At 69.3% G+C, this 20,453-nt stretch carries 13 protein-coding genes; 9 read left to right on the top strand and 4 right to left on the bottom strand.

From position 1 onward, the window contains the following. The first annotated feature begins 17 nt into the window (after positions 1 to 17). From HRL51_RS11855 to HRL51_RS02595, 3 genes are all read left to right on the top strand, one after another. A complete protein-coding gene (locus tag HRL51_RS11855) occupies positions 18 to 1,136 on the top strand; it encodes a LacI family DNA-binding transcriptional regulator (protein WP_172192374.1) in 1,119 nt (372 codons plus the stop codon). A 373-nt stretch (positions 1,137 to 1,509) separates the two neighbouring features. Continuing rightward, positions 1,510 to 2,373, top strand: coding sequence for an endonuclease domain-containing protein (locus HRL51_RS02590; protein WP_244960225.1), 864 nt, complete (start codon positions 1,510 to 1,512; stop codon positions 2,371 to 2,373). A gap of 191 nt (positions 2,374 to 2,564) precedes the next feature. Further along, positions 2,565 to 4,418: an alpha-glucosidase gene (locus HRL51_RS02595; protein ID WP_172192376.1), complete on the top strand. Its 1,854-nt coding sequence runs from the start codon at positions 2,565 to 2,567 to the stop codon at positions 4,416 to 4,418. A gap of 297 nt (positions 4,419 to 4,715) precedes the next feature. Here HRL51_RS02595 and HRL51_RS02600 read toward each other — a convergent pair whose 3' ends face one another. Further along, entirely contained in the window at positions 4,716 to 6,167 is a 1,452-nt protein-coding gene (locus HRL51_RS02600) for a chloride channel protein (protein ID WP_172192378.1), read from the bottom strand. Between the two features lie 372 nt (positions 6,168 to 6,539). On the opposite strand from HRL51_RS02600, the gene HRL51_RS02605 reads away from it, so the two are divergent. Together HRL51_RS02605 and HRL51_RS02610 are read left to right on the top strand one after the other, a co-directional pair. Beyond that, positions 6,540 to 8,273 (top strand): ABC transporter ATP-binding protein, encoded by a 1,734-nt coding sequence (locus tag HRL51_RS02605; protein ID WP_172192380.1) that lies wholly within the window; start codon positions 6,540 to 6,542, stop codon positions 8,271 to 8,273. Continuing rightward, entirely contained in the window at positions 8,270 to 10,414 is a 2,145-nt protein-coding gene (locus HRL51_RS02610; RefSeq protein WP_172192382.1) for an ABC transporter ATP-binding protein, read from the top strand. The genes HRL51_RS02605 and HRL51_RS02610 overlap by 4 nt, the downstream gene beginning before the upstream one ends. Positions 10,415 to 10,547: 133 nt before the next feature. Here the strand turns inward: HRL51_RS02610 and HRL51_RS02615 are convergent, their stop codons facing one another. After that, positions 10,548 to 12,923 carry a 6-phosphofructokinase gene (locus HRL51_RS02615; RefSeq protein ID WP_172119648.1) on the bottom strand — a complete coding sequence of 792 codons (2,376 nt, stop codon included), beginning with the start codon at positions 12,921 to 12,923 and terminating at the stop codon, positions 10,548 to 10,550. A gap of 249 nt (positions 12,924 to 13,172) precedes the next feature. On the opposite strand from HRL51_RS02615, the gene sucC reads away from it, so the two are divergent. The 4 genes from sucC to purN all read left to right on the top strand — a co-directional run bounded on the left by sucC (position 13,173) and on the right by purN (position 17,769). After that, positions 13,173 to 14,384: an ADP-forming succinate--CoA ligase subunit beta gene (sucC, locus tag HRL51_RS02620; RefSeq protein WP_172192384.1), complete on the top strand. Its 1,212-nt coding sequence runs from the start codon at positions 13,173 to 13,175 to the stop codon at positions 14,382 to 14,384. 5 nt (positions 14,385 to 14,389) lie between these two features. Next, entirely contained in the window at positions 14,390 to 15,313 is a 924-nt protein-coding gene (gene sucD, locus HRL51_RS02625) for a succinate--CoA ligase subunit alpha (RefSeq protein WP_172119646.1), read from the top strand. Between the two features lie 385 nt (positions 15,314 to 15,698). After that, the gene (locus HRL51_RS02630; protein ID WP_244960226.1) at positions 15,699 to 17,114 is read left to right on the top strand and encodes a cell division protein PerM; all 1,416 of its coding nucleotides are present in this window, start codon (positions 15,699 to 15,701) and stop codon (positions 17,112 to 17,114) included. Further along, positions 17,104 to 17,769, top strand: a complete 666-nt coding sequence (gene purN, locus HRL51_RS02635; protein WP_328705031.1) for a phosphoribosylglycinamide formyltransferase — start codon at positions 17,104 to 17,106, stop codon at positions 17,767 to 17,769. Before HRL51_RS02630 ends, purN begins: the two co-directional genes overlap by 11 nt. Positions 17,770 to 18,030: 261 nt before the next feature. On the opposite strand, the gene HRL51_RS02640 is transcribed toward purN, so the two are convergent. Both HRL51_RS02640 and HRL51_RS02645 read right to left on the bottom strand, forming a co-directional pair. After that, positions 18,031 to 18,723, bottom strand: a complete 693-nt coding sequence (locus HRL51_RS02640) for a hypothetical protein (protein WP_172192386.1) — start codon at positions 18,721 to 18,723, stop codon at positions 18,031 to 18,033. Positions 18,724 to 19,009: 286 nt separating this feature from the next. Continuing rightward, on the bottom strand, positions 19,010 to 20,449 hold the full coding sequence (locus tag HRL51_RS02645) for a WD40/YVTN/BNR-like repeat-containing protein (protein ID WP_172119642.1): 1,440 nt from the start codon (positions 20,447 to 20,449) through the stop codon (positions 19,010 to 19,012). Positions 20,450 to 20,453: the final 4 nt, after the last annotated feature.

Below are 20,453 nucleotides of genomic sequence, written 5' to 3' on the forward strand. Positions count from 1 at the left end.
CACATGAGGAGAGAGCTATGACGACACTGCGCGACGTCGCCCAGCGAGCGGGCGTGAGCGCGATGACGGTGTCGAATGTTGTCAATGGCCGCTCCGGGAAAGTCTCGCAAGCCACCATCGAGCGGGTTGAGGCTGCCATACGTGAGCTGGGCTATGTCCCTAACGCTCAGGCGCGCACGCTGGCGGGAGCGTCATCGCGCATCATCGCCCTGGTCTACGGCGTCTCTCCCGAGCGAGCGCCCCTGAGCGCGCCTCACGAGTCGTTGTTCGTGGGGGCGTGCGAGCAGGCGTGCCACGAGGCGGGACTCGCCGTGATGCTGTGCGCCTGCGTGGACGAGGACGCCGACGCCCTCCTGCAGCGGCTACGGGGCTGGAACGTCGCCGGGGCCATCGTCATGGGGACGACCCCGACCGATGCGCGGGCGCGGCTGTCTGAGCTGGGTGTGCCGGTGGTGGCGATCGACTCACGCTCGGCGGAGGTTGCCGAGCTGGTGCAGCGGCAGGGGGGCGAGGCTGCTCGGCGGCTGGGTGCTGGAAGCGCGGGCTCCGGCCTGCCGGAGGGTGGTGACCAGGCTCAGGCGGCTCACGGCTGGGCCTCGCTGGCCTCCGGCTTCTTCACTGTCGGGATCGACGATGGTGGCGGTGGAGCGCTGGCTGGCCGCCACCTGTGCGAGGCCGGGCACACCAGGGTCGTCTTTGTGGCCCCCTACCCGCGGCTGTCCCGTATCGACATCGACCGGCTGGCCGGGTTGCGCGAAGGCCTCGGGGCCCGGGGCCAGGTACGTGTGGTCGAGGCTGCGGTCGACTACTCGACGGCGGTCGAGGTCGGGGCCCGGCTCGCACGCAGCATGAAGGACGCGGGCGAGAGCGCCGTCTTCGCCTCGGCTGACCTGCTGGCGATAGGGATCGTCGCAGGGCTTCGGCGTTCGGGCGTCAGGGTGCCTGACGACGTGTCGGTGGTGGGGTTTGATGGCTTTGAAATCTCGACCTACAGCGACCCGGTGCTGACCGCCGTCGTCCAGCCGATAGCCGATAAGGCTGGCGAGGCAGTGCGTCTGATCCAGGGCGCGCCGGAGCGCGAGATCGTCTTGCCGGTGAGCTGGCGCGAGGGCGGGACGCTCGGCCCTGCCCGCTGATCGGGGGAGCTGGATGCTGAGGTGCTGAGTCGGACCCTGCGCGCCGGGCGGTGTCTCAATCGATGCCAATCGGCCGTGCCTGGTCTGGACGTCTGTTGCTGACGACGTCGTTCCGGCGATAAGTGCCTGCGTTCCGGTGTGCTGGGTCAGGTCCTGGCCGGATTGGCATCGATCGTGACACGCACGTAGTTCAGGCCAGCCGCTCCCGGCAGCGTGATGGCAGGTGGATTGTCGCGCGGCCTGCCCGCCTGTGGACAAGTGCGCACGCTCGGTTGCTGACGAAGAGGACGCCGCGTTTTCATACCCTATGGGGCGAGGTGACCACAGTGATCCAGACGATGCAGACCCGTTGAATGCAGGGCTGATACGACGTGTGCGTGCTGCGCGTGGTGCGATCCGCCTGCGGGACCTGCAACCCACGCGCACTCAACGACGTCGGATCGCCGATCTGGTCGCTCACCGACAGTTGTACATCGACCATGGTGTCGTCTTCCTGCCGGGCGCGCCACGCGAGCTGGTGCTGGCGCGGCGGTATGCAGGGCTTGTGACTTGCGGTGCCGGCGCGAGGGCCTATGGGCTTCCGGTTCCCTCATGGGTGCGCGCACCGCTCCACCTGTGCGTGCCGCACGGGCGTTACGACCCGTGCGGCGTCGTCGTCCATACGGACCGCCGATTGTCGCGGCCAGCACTGCAGTCTCCTCCCTACCCGCCCGTTGCTGAGCTTTTGGCTCGCTACCTGTGCTGCGATCGCGAGCCGGAAGTTCCGCTCGCCGCCGTCGACGCCGCACTGAGGCGAGGAATAGTCACACGGCAGCAGATCCTGGACTGCCTGCACGGGCGGACCGGTGCGCCGGAAGCCCGACGGCGACTAGCGATGGCAAGTGCGCGGGCGCGCTCGCCGCTGGAGACTGCTGCGCGGGTCGATCTCCACGAGGCGGGCCTGTCCTACCGCGATGGTGTGGTGATTCCACGCGTCGGGGAGGTCGACTTTCTGGTCGAAGGGCTCGTTGTCGTCGAGACTGACGGACGGGAGTTCCATGATGATCTCTACAGCTTTGAACACGATCGGCGTCGGGATCGTGCGCTTGCGGCACTAGGGCTGGTGACGCTGCGTTTCACCTATGACGATGTGCGTTCCCATCGCGTCGTCCCGGATGTCCGTGCGGTCCTGGCTCGACATGGTCGTGTGCCAGCGCAAGGTGTCACGATTGATGCCAATCGGCTGAGGTCAGTGTGAACGGTTGTTGTCGACGACGTCGTTTCAAGGGAAAGTGCGGGCCTGCCAGCGCGCTGGACAAGGGCTGGCTGGATTGGCATCGATCGTGACACGGTGGCGGGCAGCAATCGCTGGTTTACCGCTCCACCTCTTCGGCGTATGGTGGTGATAACGCCGACGTCGGCGTCTCCGATCGCCCAGGAAGGTCCGTCATGGTCTACCCTCTCATCGCTTCGGCCAAGCACGTCGGCGAGGACGCCGACTGGTGGCGCCGCGCCGTCGTCTACCAGATCTACCCACGCTCGTTCCAGGACTCTGACGGTGACGGCCTGGGAGACATCCCCGGCATCATCTCTCGCCTGGACTACCTCGACTCCCTCGGTGTGGACGTGGTGTGGCTCAGCCCCATCTACCGTTCCCCGCAGGATGACAACGGCTACGACATCTCCGACTACCAGGGCATCGACCCGATGTTCGGCACCCTGGAGGACTTCGACGCCCTCGTCGAGGGTCTGCACAAGCGTGGCATGCGTCTGGTGATGGACCTCGTGGTCAACCACACCAGTGACGAGCACCCGTGGTTCGAGGCCTCCCGCAGCGCCAAGGACGACCCCAAGCGTGACTGGTACATCTGGCGCCCGGCGCGTGAGGTCGAGGGCAAGGCTCCCGGGGAGCCGGGAACCGAGCCCACCAACTGGGGGTCGGCCTTCTCCGGCCCGGCCTGGCAGTGGGACGACAGGACGGGTGAGTTCTACCTCCACCTCTTCTCCGTCAAGCAGCCGGATCTCAACTGGGAGAACGACGAGGTCCGCCACGCCGTCTACGACATGATGAGCTGGTGGCTGGACCGGGGCGTGGACGGCTTCCGCATGGACGTGATCTCCCTGATCTCCAAGACCTACCCGCTCGTCGACTCCCCGCAGGCCGCCGGCTCGCCCTACGGTGACGGCTTCGTCGCCACCGCGAACGGCCCGCGCGTGCACGAGTTCCTCCACGAGATGAACCAGACGGTCTTCGCGCCGCGTCGCCGCCACATCATCACCGTCGGCGAGACCGCTGGCGTGACCCTGGAGGAGGCGCAGCGCTACACGAACCTCGACAGCCCGGAGCTGGACATGGTCTTTCAGTTCGAGCACGTGAGCCTGGACGCTGGCCCTGGCGGCAAGTTCGACCCCCAGCCGCTGCCGGTGGCTGCCCTCAAGGCCAACCTCGCGCGCTGGCAGGACGGCCTGGCTCCGGTGACTGACGAGGCCGGCGTCATCACCGCCGAGCGCGGCTGGAACTCCTCCTTCTGGGACAACCACGACCAGCCCCGCGCCGTCTCCCGGTTCGGCGACGACGACCCCGCGTTCCGTGTCAACAGCGCCAAGACCCTGGCCTCGGTCCTGCACATGCACCGCGGCACGCCCTACATCTATCAGGGTGAGGAGCTGGGGCAGACCAACACGGTCTTCCGCAGCATCGAGGACTACCGGGACCTGGAGTCGGTCAACTACTTCCACGAGCGCCTCAGCCTGGGCGACGACCCTGCCAAGGTCCTGGCGGGCCTGGCGCCGGTCTCGCGTGACAACGCCCGTACGCCGGTCCAGTGGGACGACGGCGAGAACGCCGGCTTCACCACCGGCACGCCCTGGATTGACGTCACCCCGAGCTACACCGAGATCAACGCCGCCGCTCAGGTGGATACCGCCGGTAGCGTCTTTGAGCACTACCGTGCCCTGGTCAGCGAACGGCACCGCTGCCGCACTCTGGCGCTGGGAACCTTCCGGCTGCTGGACGCTGACAGTGCGGACAGCTGGGTGATCCTGCGCGAGCACGTCGCCGACGACGGCAGCCGTGAGCAGCTGCTGCTCCTCGCCTCGGTCACGCGCCAGGGTCTGGACCTGGGGGCCGGCTCCGTGCTGCGCGAGCGGCTGTCGGGTGAGGGCGTGGACCTGGAGGAGTGGGCGCAGGCCGAGCGTGTGCTTCTCGCCTCTGTGCCCGCCCAGGAGGCCGCAGCCTCGGGGCACGGTGCCCCTGAGCGTCTGGAGGGCTGGGACTCGGTGATCCTGCGTCGCCGCGGCTGAGCTGTGCCTGGCTGGCCTGTTGAGGCAGGGCTGAGTCTGGGTAGCTGCTGAGCCATCCTGTGAGTGAGCAGGTGCGTGGGTGGGCATCCGGGGGTGCACTGCCGTCCGCGCACCTGCACACTCGTGTGTTCCCAGGGACCGTCTGCCGCGAGCGATGGACCTCCTGCCCCGGCAACGAACCAGCGCCTGGACCGACCGCCAGCGCTCGGGTCGACCGCCAATGCCCCGATTGACTATCAACGCCCGGATCGACCACTGAATTCGCGCGAATTCAGTGGTCGATCCGGGCGTTGGTGGTCAGCCCCGGCTCCGACGCAGAGTTTGAGGCCGACTCTGGCGGCGCCCAGCCCAGGCTTTCTCCACCCAACGTACTGCCAGGCAGCCGGCTACCAGCACGCCCAGCGCCCACACGGGACCTTGGGTGAGCTCCCACACGAAGACCGCCGCGAACAGCGGAGCACGCTGCGTCACCGCCAAGGTGACACCGGCCCCCACGAGCGCCATCGCAGGCACGCTCACCGCCATCCCTGCAGACGTCAGCCCGACCGCCACCACTGCGCCCACGCTCGCTCCGAGGCTGAAGGAGGGAGCGAGCAGCCCTCCGGTCGCTCCTGCTCCCAGGGTGGCGGCGGTGAGCACCGGCTTGAGGACCGCGACCCCAAGCAGGGCGAGCACCGCCGTCGTCGTCACGGGAGAGGAGACGGCAGCCTGGAAGGCGTCCTTGCCGTTGCCCGGCAGGACGGTCAGCCACAACGACGCCAGTCCGGTCAGGGCTCCGGCGCCCCCGATCGCTAGCGGCAGGCTCCAGCCGTCGGGCAGCCGGTGGCGGCCTACCCACGCCCACAGCCCGCGCGCGGCCACCCCAGCCAGGCCGGCTGCCACGACCACGATCAGGCTCGAGGCCAGGGTGGGCCAGGACAGGGGTGCCGAAGGCATAGCGATCGATGCGCTCGCGTGGGAGTGGAGCCAGGACACGCAGGTCGCCAGCACGCTGACGGGCACGGCGAGCAGCAGGCCGCGGCGACGGCTGCCGGCCAGCATCATGATCTCGACGGCGTAGGCGGCTCCGCCAAGCGGTGCGTTGTACATCGCTGCCAGCCCCGCGCCGGCAGCGGAGGCTGCCAGCAGCGCCCTCCACCGCGGCTCCAGCCCGAGCCAGCGCGCCAGTCGTACGGCGACGGCGCCCGCGGCCAGTCTCGGGGCTCCTTCTCGACCGACGGAATTGCCGCCGCCGACGGTGAGGACCTGGACGACGGCGTCGCCGAAGGGCCGGAGGATACCGATACGTTGGGAGGCGGGGCGGGCTGAGCCGGTGAGCGCGGGGGAGGACTGCTGGCGAGCAGGCGTCTGCGTGGTCGCCGTGGGCTGTGCTGTGCCGGCCTCGGCCACGACCTCCTCGACGCTGACCACCCCGCCGGTCGCGCGCTGCCACCACCACAGGGTGCCGGCCAGGAGTCCTGCCGCGGCGGGGGCAGCGACGCGACGCCAGGCTGGGGCTGCGGCGACACGTTCGGGCAGGGTGCCGTGGGAGACGCCGTAGAAGAGCCACTCGAAGGCCTCGAGCAGGACGGCCATCGCGATACCGATGAGGCCCGCCGCCAGGCCTGCGAGTACTGCGGCCAGGACCAGGCGGGCGACGGGACGGCGGTCGCGTGCGCTGGACCGCCGGCCTGGCAGGTCAGGGGAGCCTGGGCCGGTAGGGCCAGCAGGGGCGTGACTAGTGAGGGCGTCGGTAGCAGGATGCGACATCGCGCATGACGATAGCGGGCTTGCCGCCCTCAGGGCATGGTCAGGGTCTGACCGCTAAAGTTCCGGATGACCACCTATGCCTGGATCGACCACTGTATTTGCGTGAATACGGTGGTCGGTGGGGGGATTGGTAGTCAGTGAGGGTTTTCGTGGTCGGCAGTGGCGGGCAGCGCCACATTCCACCCATTTCCTGACGAGCCGTCAGGACGGTAGTCTCACCCTTTGCCGAGGCTGCTGATCCGTGCTGGTGTGAGGGACTAGCCCGGGGATACGCTGCGTGACCGGATCGTCGGCGCGCCTGTCTGGCGAGATCTTCGCCGCCTCGGCATTGTGTTGTCTCCGTGACCTTAGTTCTGGATCCTGGAAGGACCCATGCTCCTGCCATTGTTGCGCAGCTACCTGCGCCCTTACCGAGCCCTCCTGCTCGGCGTCCTCATCCTGGAGGCCGCGCAGGTCATGGCCTCGCTGTACCTGCCTAACCTCAACGCCGCCATCATCGACACCGGTGTCGCCCAGGGCGACACCGCCTACATCTGGCGTACCGGCGCCTTCATGCTCCTGGTGTCCGTCATCCAGGGCACCTGCGCCATCGGCGGCACCTGGTGCGCTGCCAAGGCCGCGATGTCCATGGGACGTGACCTGCGCAGCCAGCTCTTCCGCCGCGTCGGCGACTTCTCCGAGCAGGAGGTCTCCCGCTTCGGGGCCGGCTCGCTCATCACACGCAACACCAACGACGTCCAGCAGGTCCAGACGCTGGTCCTCATGGGGTGCACCATGCTCGTGACCGCCCCGATGTACGCCGTCGGCGGCGTGGTCATGGCGGTGTCCCACGCGCCCAGCCTCTCCTGGCTCATCGCCGTGGCCGTACCGGTGCTGCTGGTCATCGTCGGCGTCACCGTCGCCAAGATGGTCCCGCTCTTCCGCGTCTACCAGGACAAGCTCGACGCCATCAACCGCACCATGCGCGAGCAGCTGACCGGCATCCGCGTCATCCGCGCCTTCGTGCGCGAGGAGGCCGAGACCGAGCGCTTCCGCGACGCCAACGCGGACATCACCCGCGTGGGGGAGAAGGTCGGCCAGCTCTTCGTCTTCCTCTTCCCCGCCACCATGCTCGTGCTTGACGTGACGATGGTGGGCGTCATCTGGTTCGGCGGTCACCAGGTCGGCGACGGCCGGGTTGAGGTCGGCACCCTCGTGGCCTTCATGACCTACCTCATGCAGATCCTCATGGGAATCGTCATGGCCTCCTTCATGACCATCATGATCCCGCGCGCCACCGTCTGCGCCGAACGCATCAGCGAGGTGCTGGCCACCGACCCCTCGATCGAGGCCGTCCCCGACGCCACCACCACCTTCTCAACCCCCGGCACCCTGGAGATGCGCGGTGTCTCCTTCACCTTCCCTGGCGCTGACGCCGCCGTGCTGGAGGACATCACGTTCCGAGCCGAGCCAGGCCAGACCGTGGCCGTGGTCGGCTCGACAGGATCGGGAAAGACCACGCTGCTCACCCTCGTGGCCCGTCTCATCGAGCCCACCCACGGCCAGGTGCTGGTTGGCGGCGTGGACGTGACGAAGGCCGAGCCCGAGGCCCTGTGGTCCCAGATCGGCCTGGTCCCCCAGAAGCCCTTCCTCTTCGCCGGCACGGTGGCCTCCAACCTGCGGCTGGGCCGCGAGGACGCCACCGACGAGGAGCTGTGGCAGGCCCTGGAGATCGCCCAGGCGGCGGGCTTTGTCAAGGAGATGGACGGCCAGCTCCAGGCGCCGATCGCCCAGGGCGGCACCAACGTCTCGGGCGGACAGCGTCAGCGCCTGTCCATCGCCCGCGCGGTCGTGCGCCGTCCGGCGCTCCTGCTGCTGGACGACTCCTTCTCCGCCCTGGACGTGGCCACGGACGCCCGTCTGCGTGCGGCGCTGGCCCCAGCGACCGAGCAGGTCACCAAGCTCGTCGTCGCCCAGCGCGTGTCCACCGTTGTCGACGCCGACCTCATCCTCGTCCTGGACGAGGGACGTCTGGTCGGCGCCGGCCGCCACGACGCGCTCGTCGCCACCAGCGAGACCTACCGCGAGATCGTCACCTCCCAGCTCGGAAGCGGGGCCGCAGCATGAGCACGAAGAACCCTCAGTCCGCGGCGCACGGACCTCAGGAGCCTGAGGTGAGCGCGACGGGCAGCCAGACGGCAGCGTCAGCTGCGGCTGCGTCGTCGGCCCCCGAGGCGACGACGACGCAGCGGGCCTCCGCCCTGGAGGTCACCGACGAGGACCAGGCCCTGGCGGCCGCGGCCCTGGCCGGGGCCGCCTCGGACGACTGGAGCGCCGGCCCGCCCCCGGGCAAGGCCACGGAGTTCTGGCCCTCCTTCAAGCGCATGGTCGGCCTGCTGCTTCCTTACAAGGGGCACCTGGCGGTCGCCGCGGTGGCCTCCGTGTCCTCAGTGGCCATGGCCGTGGCGGCGCCCAAGGTGCTGGGGCGGGCCACGAACCTCGTCTTCGAGGGCGCGATCAGCTCGCGCCTGCCGGAGAACCTGACCAAGCAGCAGGTCGTGGACGGCATGCTGGCTGCGGGCCAGGACACGATGGCCCAGATGGTCGAGGCGATGAACCTCGTCCCCGGGGCCGGGATCGACTTCGAGGCCCTGTCCCGGGTGCTGCTGACGGTTCTGGCCCTCTACGTCTTCTCCGCGCTGGCCGGCTGGCTGGAGGGCTGGGTCCTCAACCGTGTCATGGTGCGGGCGATGTTCCGTCTGCGCGCGGACGTGGAGGACAAGATCCACCGCCTGCCCCTGTCCTACTTCGACAAGGTGCAGCGTGGTGAGCTGCTCAGTCGCGTCACCAACGACATCGACAACGTCACCAACACCCTCCAGCAGTCGCTGTCCAGCGCCGTGACCTCGGTGCTCACCGTCATCGGCGTGCTGGCGATGATGCTGTCGGTGTCCTGGAGGCTGACGCTGGTGGCCCTCGTCATCCTGCCGCTCATGGGTGTCCTCTTCGGCATCATCGGGCCGCGCTCGCAGAAGGCCTTCACCCTGCAGTGGGCGCGCACGGGCAAGCTCAACGCGCGTGTGGAGGAGTCCTTCTCCGGACACGCCCTGGTGCGCACCTACGGGCGTACCGAGGGCTCACGCGCCGACTTCGACGCGGAGAACGAGGAGCTCTTCGCCGCGGGCCTGCGGGCACAGTTCCTGTCCGGCATCATGATGCCGATCATGCAGGTAGTGGGGAACCTGGGGTACGTGGCCATCGCGGTGGTCGGCGGGCTCATGGTCTCGGGAGGCTCGCTGCGCCTGGGAGACGTGCAGGCCTTCATCCAGTACTCCCAGCAGTTCACCCAGCCCCTGGCCCAGCTTGGTGGCATGGCCACGGCCGTGCAGTCCGGGACCGCCAGCGCCGAGCGGATCTTCGAGCTGCTCGACGCCGAGGAGGAGCGGGCGGACCAGACCGGTGCCGAGGCGCTTGCGCCGGCGGGTGCAGGGACGGCCGGTGCCGGTGCGCCGGCCGGAGCCGGGGTCATCGAGATGGAGCACGTGCGCTTCTCCTACGACCCTGACTCCGAGCTCATCACGGACCTCTCCCTCAAGGTCGAGCCAGGTCAGACGGTGGCGATCGTCGGCCCGACGGGCGCGGGAAAGACGACCCTGGTCAACCTGCTCATGCGCTTCTACGAGATCGACGGGGGCCGGATCACCCTGGACGGGGTAGACACCTCGGCCATGCGGCGCCGGGACGTGCGTGCGCGTACGGGCATGGTGCTGCAGGACCCGTGGCTGTTCGCCGGCACGATCCGCGAGAACATCCGCTACGGGCGCCCGGGCGCCAGCGACGAGCAGGTCGAGGCCGCGGCCCGCGCCTGCTACGTGGACCACATCGTCCGGGCCCTGCCCGAGGGGTACGACACGGTGCTGGACGAGGACGCCGCGAACGTCTCGGCCGGGGAGCGTCAGCTGCTGACGATCGCCCGTGCCTTCATCGCCGACCCAGCCGTCCTCATCCTGGACGAGGCGACCAGCGCGGTGGACACGCGCACCGAGCTGCTGGTCCAGCACGCGATGGCGGCGCTGCGTCAGGGGCGTACGAGCTTTGTCATCGCCCACCGCCTGTCCACGATCCGTGACGCGGACACGATCCTGGTCATGGAGCACGGGGACATCGTGGAGCAGGGCAGCCACGAGGAGCTGCTGGAGCGTCAGGGCGCCTACTGGGCGCTCTACCAGAGCCAGTTCGCCGGTGCTGCGCGAGACACGATGGCCTGACGGGCGGGTGAGACCATCCTGCCTGCGGGCGTGAGCCTCACTGGTCCACGGCGTCCCCGGTTGCTCCGGGTACTCGGACTCCCAGGGACGCCGTGGACCGGGTATGAGTGAGACCAGGCGGGTAGCAGGCAGGCTAGCCGCTGACGGGCCCGAAGGTCGGCACCTGCTCGGGTGAGAGCACACCAGTGGAGTGGCTGACCAGGGACACCGCCTCGCGCAGTCCCATCCACCACTGCTCACGCGGCCGGCGTGAGTCACGGTCCAGCTGGTCGTACATACGCTCCAGCGGGTGGTGGGCGATCGTGCCCTCAACCAGCCCCACATAGCTGGACCGCGTGCCACCCCGCTCCAGCTCGCCAGCCAGCAGCCCCAGGGCGTGGTGCACGAGCTTGGTCGCCATGATGCGGTCGAAGGGTGTGGGGTCCCCACCCTGCTGGACGTGTCCGATGATGGCCTGGCGCACGTCGTACAGGCCCTTGCCCTCCTGGGCGAAGATCTTGGCAAGCACGTCCGTGGTGTAGCTCTCGCTGGCCCGCTCGTTGCGCACCACGAGGTAGAGCTTGCGTCCGGAGCGGAAGGACTCCACCATCCGCTCGGAGTCCGCAGCCAGCTGCGCCAGGGTGATCCCCTCCTCGTGGAGGTAGACCTGCTCGGCCCCGGCGGCGATGGCGCTCATGAGGGTGAGGTAGCCGCACTTGCGGCCCATCGTCTCGGTGACGAAGCAGCGGTGCGAGGCCGCGGCCGACTGCTTGACGGCGTCCAGGGACCGCACGGCGTTGTTGAGCGCCGTGTCCGCGCCGATGCTCAGCTCGCTGCCAGGCAGGTTGTTGTCGATCGAGGCCGGTACGCACACGATCGGGATGTTGAAGGCGGGGTAGCGGTCTCGCTCGCGCACCAGCAGGTGGGAGGCGAGGTAGGCGTTGTAGCCGCCGATGACCAGCAGGGCGTCGATCCGGTGGGACTCGATGGAGCGTCCCAGGGTGTAGAGCTGCTCGACCGTGGGGATCTCGCGGCGTGTGCCGAGCTCCGCCCCGCCGTCGCCGACCCAGCCCTCGACGTCGTCCCAGCTCAGCTCACTGACCCTGCCGTCGATGAGGCCGGGGAAGCCGCCGTGCACGCCGAGCATCGTCATCCCGTGGTCCAGCCCCAGTCGCACAGCGGCACGCGCGGCGGTGTTCATACCCGGTGCCAGCCCTCCGGCGTGGATGATCGCCACGCGCCGGGCCGCCGCGAGCTCGCTGGCCGACGGCGCAGCCGCCTTGTGGTGCAGCTCGCCCAGCGCCGCGGGGTCGAGCTCGGGCGGGGTGGACATGGTCTCGAAGATGGAGAGCATCTGGCCGAAGCTGCTCCCGCGCGCAGCCACCGCCCCCTCGAAGTCCTGCGCGGCCACGAGGTCCTTGACGGCGCGGGTAGCCGCGATCTGCTCCATCATGGGCAGTCGGTGGATGCGGTTGTGGCGCTCGGCGATGATGACCGGCTCAGACTCGGTGGTCGCGGTCAGCACCTCGCGGGCCGCCGCGCAGCCCAGCAGCGTGGACATCCAGCGGTCGTAGGCGCTGGGCTGCCCACCGCGCTGGACGTGGCCGAGGATCGTCACGCGTGCGTCCTCACCCAGGCGCTCCTTGAGAATGCCCCTGACGTCCTCAGCCGTGATGCGGTTGCCCTCGCGGTCGGTGGCGCCCTCGGCCACGATGACCATGGACTCGCGGCGCCCGGCCTGGCGTCCCTTCTGCAGCTTGAGGCACATGTCCTCCTCCCACCCCTCGCCCGGCGGGAGCTCTGGCACGAGCACGTAGTCACAGCCCCCGGCCACCGCCGCCATGAGGGCGAGGTAGCCGCAGTGGCGGCCCATCACCTCGACCACGAAGGTGCGCTGGTGGGAGGCGGCGGTCGACGAGATGTCGTCGATGGCCTCCAGGATGCGGTGGAGAGCGGAGTCGGTGCCGATGGTCATGTCCGCGCCAACCAGGTCGTTGTCGATCGAGCCGACGATGCCGGTGACGATGAGAGCGGGGTGGGCGGCACCGACCTCGGCGCTCACCCGCCCGGCGGACACAAGCTCATCTACCAGGCCCGGCCAGTTGTGGCGGAACTCGTTGGTGCCGGTCAACGAGCCGTCTCCTCCGATGGCCACGAGCCGGTCGATACCGTGCTCCAGCAGGTGGGCTGCGGCGTCGAGCTGGCCCGAGCGCTCGCGGAACTCAGCCGAGCGGGCGGTGCCGATGATGGTGCCGCCCTTGTGGAGGATCGAGCCCACGGAGTCCCACTCCAGGGGGCGGATGCCGTCCCCACCGGCTACGGCACCGGCCCACCCCTCCATGACGGCGTAGGGCTGGGCCCCCATGCGCAGGAGGGCGCGCACGACGGCGCGCACGGCGGCGTTCATACCCTGGGCGTCCCCGCCGGAGGTGAGGATGCCGACCCGCACGCGCTCGCCGTCGGGCGTGGGCACGGCCTCCTGGCGGAGGGTGGGCTCGGCTGCGGTGGCGCGCGTGGCGTGCTGGTCCATGAGGATCCTTCCCGGAGGGGTGTCAAGCGCCATTGTGGTCGCTCGGCATGTGGGTGTCACCTTCCGCTGGCTGCCAGGTGGGATGACGGCGGTGCTGGTGCGGAGCCTGGACGGACCTTGGTCCCGAATCCTCTCGCGGTTTGGCCACGCATGACCGGGGTCTCGCGTTAGGCTCGATGGCGGATCACTCCGGTGCGGCGCAGTCAGGCCGCTGCCGGACGGGACCGGACCCGGAAGGACACGACGTCTATGGATCTCTACGAGTACCAGGCGAGGGAGCTGTTCGCGAGGCACGGGGTCCCCGTGCTGGGCGGGCGGGTCGCCACCTCTCCCGAGCAGGCCGAGCAGGTAGCGACCGACCTCATCAACCACGGTGCTGACCTGCTCGTGGTCAAGGCACAGGTCAAGACCGGCGGACGAGGCAAGGCCGGTGGCGTCAAGCTCGCTCGCTCGGCGGCTGAGGCCCGTCAGCACGCTGAGGCGATTCTTGGCATGGACATCAAGGGCCACACCGTGCGCACGGTGCTCATCTCCGAGGGCGCGGACATCGACTCAGAGTTCTACTTCTCCATCCTCCTGGACCGTGCTGAGCGCCGGTACCTGGCGATGTGCTCGCGCGAGGGCGGTATGGAGATCGAGACTCTGGCCAAGGAGCGCCCCGAGGCCCTGGCCCGCGTGGCGGTGGACCCGATCGAGGGGATCACCTCTGAGGTGGCGGTGCGCATCACCGCTGAGGCCGGCTTCGAGCCCGGTCCTGTCGCCACGAGCGTGGCCGCCGTCATCCTCCAGCTGTGGGAGGTCTTTACCGCTGAGGACGCGACGCTCGTCGAGGTCAACCCCCTGGTCCTGACCCCGGACGGCACGGTGCTCGCGCTGGACGGCAAGGTCAGCCTGGATGACAACGCCTCCTTCCGTCACCCCGAGCACGCCGCCCTCAAGGACACCTCGGCGGCTGACCCGCTGGAGACGCGTGCCAAGGAGGCCGGGCTGAACTACGTGCGCCTGACAGGTGAGGTGGGTGTGCTCGGTAACGGCGCGGGCCTGGTCATGTCCACCCTGGACGTGGTGGCCAGCGCGGGTGAGCGCCACGGAGGGATGCGCCCGGCCAACTTCCTGGACCTGGGAGGCGGGTCCTCGGCGGAGGTCATGGCCACAGGACTTGAGGTCGTGGCCTCCGACCCGCAGGTGCGCGCGATCCTCGTCAACGTCTTCGGCGGGATCACCTCGTGTGACACGGTGGCCAACGGCATCGTGACGGCGGTGAGTGCGCTGGCGGACTTCGACAAGCCGATCGTGGTGCGCCTGGACGGCAACAACGCCGCGCTGGGGCGCCAGATCCTGGCCGAGGCCGCCATCGACGGCGTCACGGTGGTGGACACTATGGACGGCGCGGCCGACGTCGTCACCGCCCTGGCCGAGAAGATCGGTCAGAGCGCCGCAAGCAGCGAGCAGGGAGCCTGAGGACCATGAGCATCTTTCTTGACGGCACTGACCGCGTCATCGTCCAGGGCATGACCGGCTCGGAGGGACGCAAGCACACCCGCCGCATGCTGTGCGCCGGGACCCACGTGGTCGCGGGCGTCAACCCCCGCAAGGCCGGCACCACGGTGGCCTTTGACGTTGAGCCGATCGGCCCCGGTGCCGGTGCGGTGGAGGCCGGCGAGGTCGAGGTCCCGGTCTACGGCACGGTGGCTGAGGCCCGTGAGGCCACGGGCGCCACGGTCTCGGTGGTGTTCGTGCCTCCGGCCTTCGCCAAGGGCGCGGTCATCGAGGCTGTGGACGCAGGCATGAGGCTCGTCGTGGTGATCACCGAGGGGATCCCGGTGGCGGACGCGACCTACGTCCGCTCCTACGCCGCGTCCAAGGGCGTGCAGATCATCGGCCCGAACTGCCCGGGCATCATCTCCCCGGCGCGCTCGAACGTGGGCATCACCCCGCCGGACATCACCGGCCCCGGCCCGATCGGCCTGGTGTCCAAGTCCGGGACACTGACCTACCAGCTCATGCACGAGCTGAGGGACCTGGGCTTCACCACCTGCATCGGCATCGGTGGGGACCCGGTGGTGGGCACGACCCACATCGATGCCCTGGCTGGCTTCGAGGCGGACCCGGACACCAGGCTCGTGGTCATGATCGGTGAGATCGGTGGCGACGCGGAGGAGCGGGCGGCCGCCTACATCAAGGACAACATGACCAAGCCGGTGGTGGCCTACGTGGCCGGCTTCACCGCGCCTGAGGGCAAGACGATGGGCCATGCCGGCGCGATCGTCTCCGGCTCCTCGGGCACGGCAGCTGCCAAGAAGGAGGCCCTGGAGGCTGTGGGTGTGCGCGTGGGACGCACCCCCACGGAGACGGCGGACATCGCCCGCGAGCTCTACCGCGCGCTGTAGCAGCGCCGCGCACGCAGCGGCAGGAGGCCCGGCCCGGCAGGTGGCGTGCTGACGCCCCGCCGAGCCGGGCCTGCCTGTGTCAGCGAACAGGGCTGACCTGGGCTGCTCCGGCCTGCCTGTGCCCGGCCGGCCAGGTCCTCGCGGTAGTCTGACGGCGGCCCAGGTCAGAATGGGTTGACGGCGTCGCCCGCAGCAAGGGGAAGGCAGAGCACTGAAGAGCGCACTGAAGGACAACTCGCTGCTCGCACGTGCTGGTGCCCGCACGCGCTCCCTGCGCCTGCCTGCCCTCCACCTGCCGCGCGACTGGCCCTTCGCCGTGCGCGCCGGCGCGGAGGTGGTGCTCGGCAGCTGGCTTGTCGTCGTGGTGCTCACCCTAGCGGTCTACATGGCCACCTCCTCCATGGATGCTGCCGCCGCCCTGTCCGTGGGGACCGCTCTGCGTACCGGTACCGCCCTGTGGTCACTGGGCCTGGGCGGCGGCTACGGCTCGCCGAGCGACCCGGCGGGCGCGATCGAGCTGCCGCTGCTGGGCCTGACGCTCCTGCAGCTGCTCCTCGCACGCTCGGCCGTGCGCCGCGCCCACCTGCGCACCGCAGCCTCCGGAGGCCTCCTCATCCTCACGACGACGGCGCTTGCCGTCTTCCTGGTCCTGGTCACCTCGCCGGCAGGCTCGCGTACCTGGCCGGCGATCCTCGGTACCGCCGTGGTCAGCACCCTCGTCGTCAGCGCCGACCTCCAGCGCCGGGGCCGGGGGTCGCGGCGCCTGGCGGACTGGTGGCACGAGCGTCCAGCCTGGGTAAGCCCGGCCCTGGTGCTGGCACGTGACACCGCAGTGGTCCTGCTTGCCGCGAGCGTCCTGGTTCTCCTGGCGGCGGTAGTAGACGGCAGTGCGCGCGTCTCGCGCCTTCACGACGCCCTGGCAGGGGGAGGGGTCATCGCCTCCGCCGGCCTGGTGCTCCTGCAGCTGGGCTGGGTGCCGACCGTCCTCGTGTGGGCACTGTCCTGGCTGGCAGGCCCGGGCTTCGTCGTGGGCACAGGATCGACCTTCACGCCCGACCACGTGGTCGCCGGCGCCGTGCCGACGCTGCCGGTACTGGGTCTGCTGCCCACCGCGTCCCTGGGAGGTGAGGGCTCCAGGACCGGTCTGTACCTGCCGATGGTGCTGACGGCGGCCGCGCTGGTCGTCGTCTGGGTGTGTCGGCGCCGCCTGCGCGCGCTGCCGCTGGCTCAGGCGGTCATCGCCGCAGTGGCTGCGTCGCTGCTGGTCGCGCTCGGGACCGGCGCCTGCTGCCTGGCTGCCTCAGGCTCGATCGGTCCGGGCAGGCTCGCTGAGGTCGGTCCGAACACGGTCATGACGGTGGTCCTGCTGCTGGTGGAGGTTGGCGTGGGCCTGGTGGCGGCTGCGGTGCTGGTCCACCCGCGTACTCGCGTGGCTACGGAGCACGGCGTGCGCCAGACGGTGGCGGTGGCCGGATCAGCCGCGGCGAGCACGCGAGAGAAGGTCGAGGCCGGTGCACGTGCGGCCCAGGAGAGACGAGAGCGTGTGCGTGCCGAGCGTGAGTCTGCACGGGCCCGGGGCTCTGACGACGCCGAGGCAGAGCCGATCGGGGCCGACACCGCCGTACCTGCGCAGCGGGTTGCGGAGGATGCCGGCGCCGAGGCCGGCCCGGTCGTGGCCGGTCCTGAGCGCCGCGAGCCGCCTCGCCCCCAGCCTCGTGGTGAGTGGTCACCAGCGGCGGATGAGACCGCCGCCACAGCCGGGCTGACCCAGGTGAGAAAGGAGGGCAATGATGCTGACTGACAACGTTGTTCCCAGCCACGCGACCACTTCCTCCACCACCGGGCCGGCCCGGCTCGTCGTCCTCGTCTCTGGCACGGGCTCGAACCTGCTGGCCCTGCTGCGCGCCTGCCAGGACCCGGCATACGGCGCCGCCGTGGTGGGCGTGGTGGCGGACAAGGAGTGTGCCGGCCTGGACCACGCCCGCGCTGCCGGTGTGCCTGCTGTGGTGGTGCCGCCGCGGGACTTCGCCGATCGTGCGGACTGGGACCGCGCCCTGGCTGAGGCCGTGGGCGCGCTGGAGCCTGAGCTTGTGGTCTGTGCCGGATTCATGCGCCTGCTGGGCGAGCCTTTCCTGGTGCGCTTTGAGGGGCGCATCCTCAACACCCACCCCTCGCTGCTACCGGACTTCCCGGGCGCGCACGCCGTCCGGGACTCCCTGGCGGCCGGTGCCACCCGCACGGGCGCCTCGCTGTTCTGGGTGGACGCGGGCGTGGACACCGGCGCGCTCATCGCCCAGGTGGAGGTGCCGGTGCTGGAGGGGGACACTGAGGAGACCCTCACTGACCGGGTCAAGGCTGCCGAGACCCCGCAGCTGGTGGAGCAGGTCGGCCGCCTGGCACGGGCGCATGAGTATCGAATGGAGGCAGGTAGTGCGACCTCTGCCCAGGGGACATAGGGGAGGGATATGAGGATGACACGATCTGAACCCTCCCACCTGGGCGTCGTCGGCTCTGCTGTGTGGGGCATGTGGCACCACTGCCCTCGGTATCAGCCAGCATCTGAGGACGGTGGGTAGGCGGGGGACCTCTCCCACCCCGCGGACGGCAGGTAGCTGGATGGTGAGAGGGTGTCCGCCCGCTACCTTCCCCGCCCGTGCTAAGAGCTGGACGGTCTCGTCATCAATGTGGAGTAGCTGAATCCGCCCCTGCGCCCGCACTCAGGGGTGGGTGGGAATGAGGGCTGAGGGGCCGTAGGCCTTGAACCAGTCATCGGAGTAGAAGAGCGATGGGGAGCTGTTGTCGCCCTGGAAGTCTGCCGGGGACTGATGAAGGTAGGCTTGGAGCGTCAGCACCTGGCGGGGGGTGGCACCCGTGCGACTGAACTCGACGTTGAGGGTAGCCGTGTTGAAACCGGTGCATTCGGAGTCGGAGACTGGCTGCGCGAACTCCACCAGGAGGTGGGTGGTGCTGACGGAGAGTACCGTCCAGTGACCTGGGACCTGACCGGATTTATTTGCGGCCGCGATGGTATCCCCTGGGTGTAGTGGTGTCGTTGTCCCGTCAGTGGTGAAGTCGCTGGCCAGGGTGGTTCCGGACGTCCCACCGGCCGGAGCATTGAACACCGAGCCCAGGTCGAGTCCTGAGTCGCGGGAGGCGCGCAGCTCAATTCTGACCCGCCGGTCGCCCGAGGGGACGGCGCAGACGTCGTCCCCACTCAGGGCCCACAGCCGGGGCGTGAGACTGAGGAACAGACCGTCATTGCCTCCGGCCTGCACATCGGTGTTGAGATTGACGTGAATATTTCCGCTATGACCACTTACGGCCATGGCGGGGGCCGCCGCCGTGACAGCCAGGATGGGAGCGGTCCAGGTCAGACCTTTGACAACGGATCGACGGGGGGGGGTGAGCATCAGCGTGATCTCCTGGATGGTTGGATAGGCTACCAATGGACATAGATAACTATAATGACAGTAATTGGTATAGGCAATTAGTGTGTCGGTGCTGTGCTCCTACGGCAATCACCCACCAGCGTTCACGGGCTCATCACGGCAGCAGGCGGTGGGTGGTGGACTACTGACCTGGCTGGCTGCACGCCAGTGCTCACAGGTTCTTTTCCCAGGCAGGTGCGGGCTGCTGAGTTGCCTCCAGCGTGCAGGGCTCCTCGACCTCTGGGCGGCGGAGCCCGCCGTCGCGGGCCTAGCCCACCTCGACCGGCTGGGGCGCAGCCTGCTGGCGAAGAAAGCTGAAACTGCCCGTGGCGGGGTCGTAGGAGAAGACTGCCTCCTGGATCCTGCCGTCCTCGGAGTGGTCCGCGTCCTGGCCCTGTCCGATCATGATCTCGATGACGCCGTCCACCATCGCGGCCGCGATGGGGGTGTCAAAGGGGTCAAAGCCGAGTCCGGCCACCAGCTCGGTCGCGTGAGGGATGTCCGCTTCCATGAAGCTGGCGCCACCGTCCTGCGTGATCGCCAGGGAGCCGCGACCGTTCCCGAAGATCCCCAGGTTCGGGCTCACCCAGGTCGCCAGCGTCATGTCATTGGTGACGGCATCTGGCACAGACACCTTCTCCCAGGTCAACGCGGCCCCAGGCGTACCAGCATCCACCTGTGACCGCCACGCGCCGTAGTAGGAAGACCCTAGCGCCCGGTCCACCGCAAAGGCCACACCCACGACACCGTCGGCGTAGGAGACGAAGGACGTCTGAGCATCGCCCTGGCCGATCACACTCCGTTGCCAGCTGGCACCCGAGTCCAGGGAGTAGAGCAGGCTCACCTCCTGAGCCTGGCCGCGGTCCGGGCCGTAGGACAGGAAACCGGTGAACTCGGGGCTGACCACGTAGCCTCCTCGGTCCAGGCTGGTGCGAGGAGATCCATTGGCAGTGGCGATGACGCCGTCGTCAGCATCGGGAACGGTAGTCCAGGTGGATCCGGAGTCGTAGGTGACAGCAAGCTCACCCTCCCGGATGCGGTAGGTCGCGGGCACGGAGGCATCCGGTAGGACCTCGGCCGGGGATGGTTCCTCCCGCAGACTTGGGTCGGTGTGGATCTGGTACTGGACGGGTGTGCTGACGGTCAGGACGCGGTAGCCGCCATCGGCAGGAGCGAGCTCGAGCACGAGCTGTCCACGCACCTGGGAGCCGTCACGGTAGAAGGCCGTGCTCTCGCCCGTCAAGGCCGAGCTGGTGAAGTGCTCGATTGCGGGCAGGCGTGGGTGGAGCGCCACGTCCACCTGGACCCAGGCGCGGATGCCGCTGGTCTCCTGGATCCGCTCATCGGCTGGTCCGAGCCACTGGATCTGGGTAGCCGAGCCGCCAGAGAGCTGGAAGGACGGGGAGACCGTGAGTGAGTGGTGCTGCTCCACCCACTGACCGAACCATCGCCCGACGGCTGGGACCACGCTGGCCTCGTCCAGCGCCGCCTCGCCTTGCGCTGCCTGCGTCCCGGTCCCTGCGCCCTCGCCAGACCTGCCGACGCCGGGGCCTGCCTGTCCGCTGTCGCTTTCCGTGGCGCTGAGGGCTGGGATGACCTGGCCGGGAATGCTGGGCTCCTCGTAGCGCAGCCAGAAGGCGGTCAAGACGGCGGCTGCGATGAAGAGGAGCGTGAGGAGAACAAGGCAGACGAGCAAGAGGGGGCGCACGGGC

The organism is Actinomyces faecalis (assembly GCF_013184985.2).
GTDB classification, from domain to species: Bacteria; Actinomycetota; Actinomycetes; order Actinomycetales; family Actinomycetaceae; genus Actinomyces; species Actinomyces faecalis.

Bases quoted from the DNA above. Each gene is read 5' to 3' on its own strand.
- HRL51_RS11855 (WP_172192374.1), top strand. From the start codon at position 18: ATGACGACACTGCGCGACGTCGCCCAGCGAGCGGGCGTGAGCGCGATG.
- HRL51_RS02595 (WP_172192376.1), top strand. From the start codon at position 2,565: ATGGTCTACCCTCTCATCGCTTCGGCCAAGCACGTCGGCGAGGACGCC.
- HRL51_RS02600 (WP_172192378.1), bottom strand. From the start codon at position 6,167: ATGTCGCATCCTGCTACCGACGCCCTCACTAGTCACGCCCCTGCTGGC.
- HRL51_RS02605 (WP_172192380.1), top strand. From the start codon at position 6,540: ATGCTCCTGCCATTGTTGCGCAGCTACCTGCGCCCTTACCGAGCCCTC.
- HRL51_RS02610 (WP_172192382.1), top strand. From the start codon at position 8,270: ATGAGCACGAAGAACCCTCAGTCCGCGGCGCACGGACCTCAGGAGCCT.
- HRL51_RS02615 (WP_172119648.1), bottom strand. From the start codon at position 12,923: ATGGACCAGCACGCCACGCGCGCCACCGCAGCCGAGCCCACCCTCCGC.
- sucC (WP_172192384.1), top strand. From the start codon at position 13,173: ATGGATCTCTACGAGTACCAGGCGAGGGAGCTGTTCGCGAGGCACGGG.
- sucD (WP_172119646.1), top strand. From the start codon at position 14,390: ATGAGCATCTTTCTTGACGGCACTGACCGCGTCATCGTCCAGGGCATG.
- HRL51_RS02630 (WP_244960226.1), top strand. From the start codon at position 15,699: ATGGCCACCTCCTCCATGGATGCTGCCGCCGCCCTGTCCGTGGGGACC.
- purN (WP_328705031.1), top strand. From the start codon at position 17,104: ATGCTGACTGACAACGTTGTTCCCAGCCACGCGACCACTTCCTCCACC.
- HRL51_RS02640 (WP_172192386.1), bottom strand. From the start codon at position 18,723: ATGCTCACCCCCCCCCGTCGATCCGTTGTCAAAGGTCTGACCTGGACC.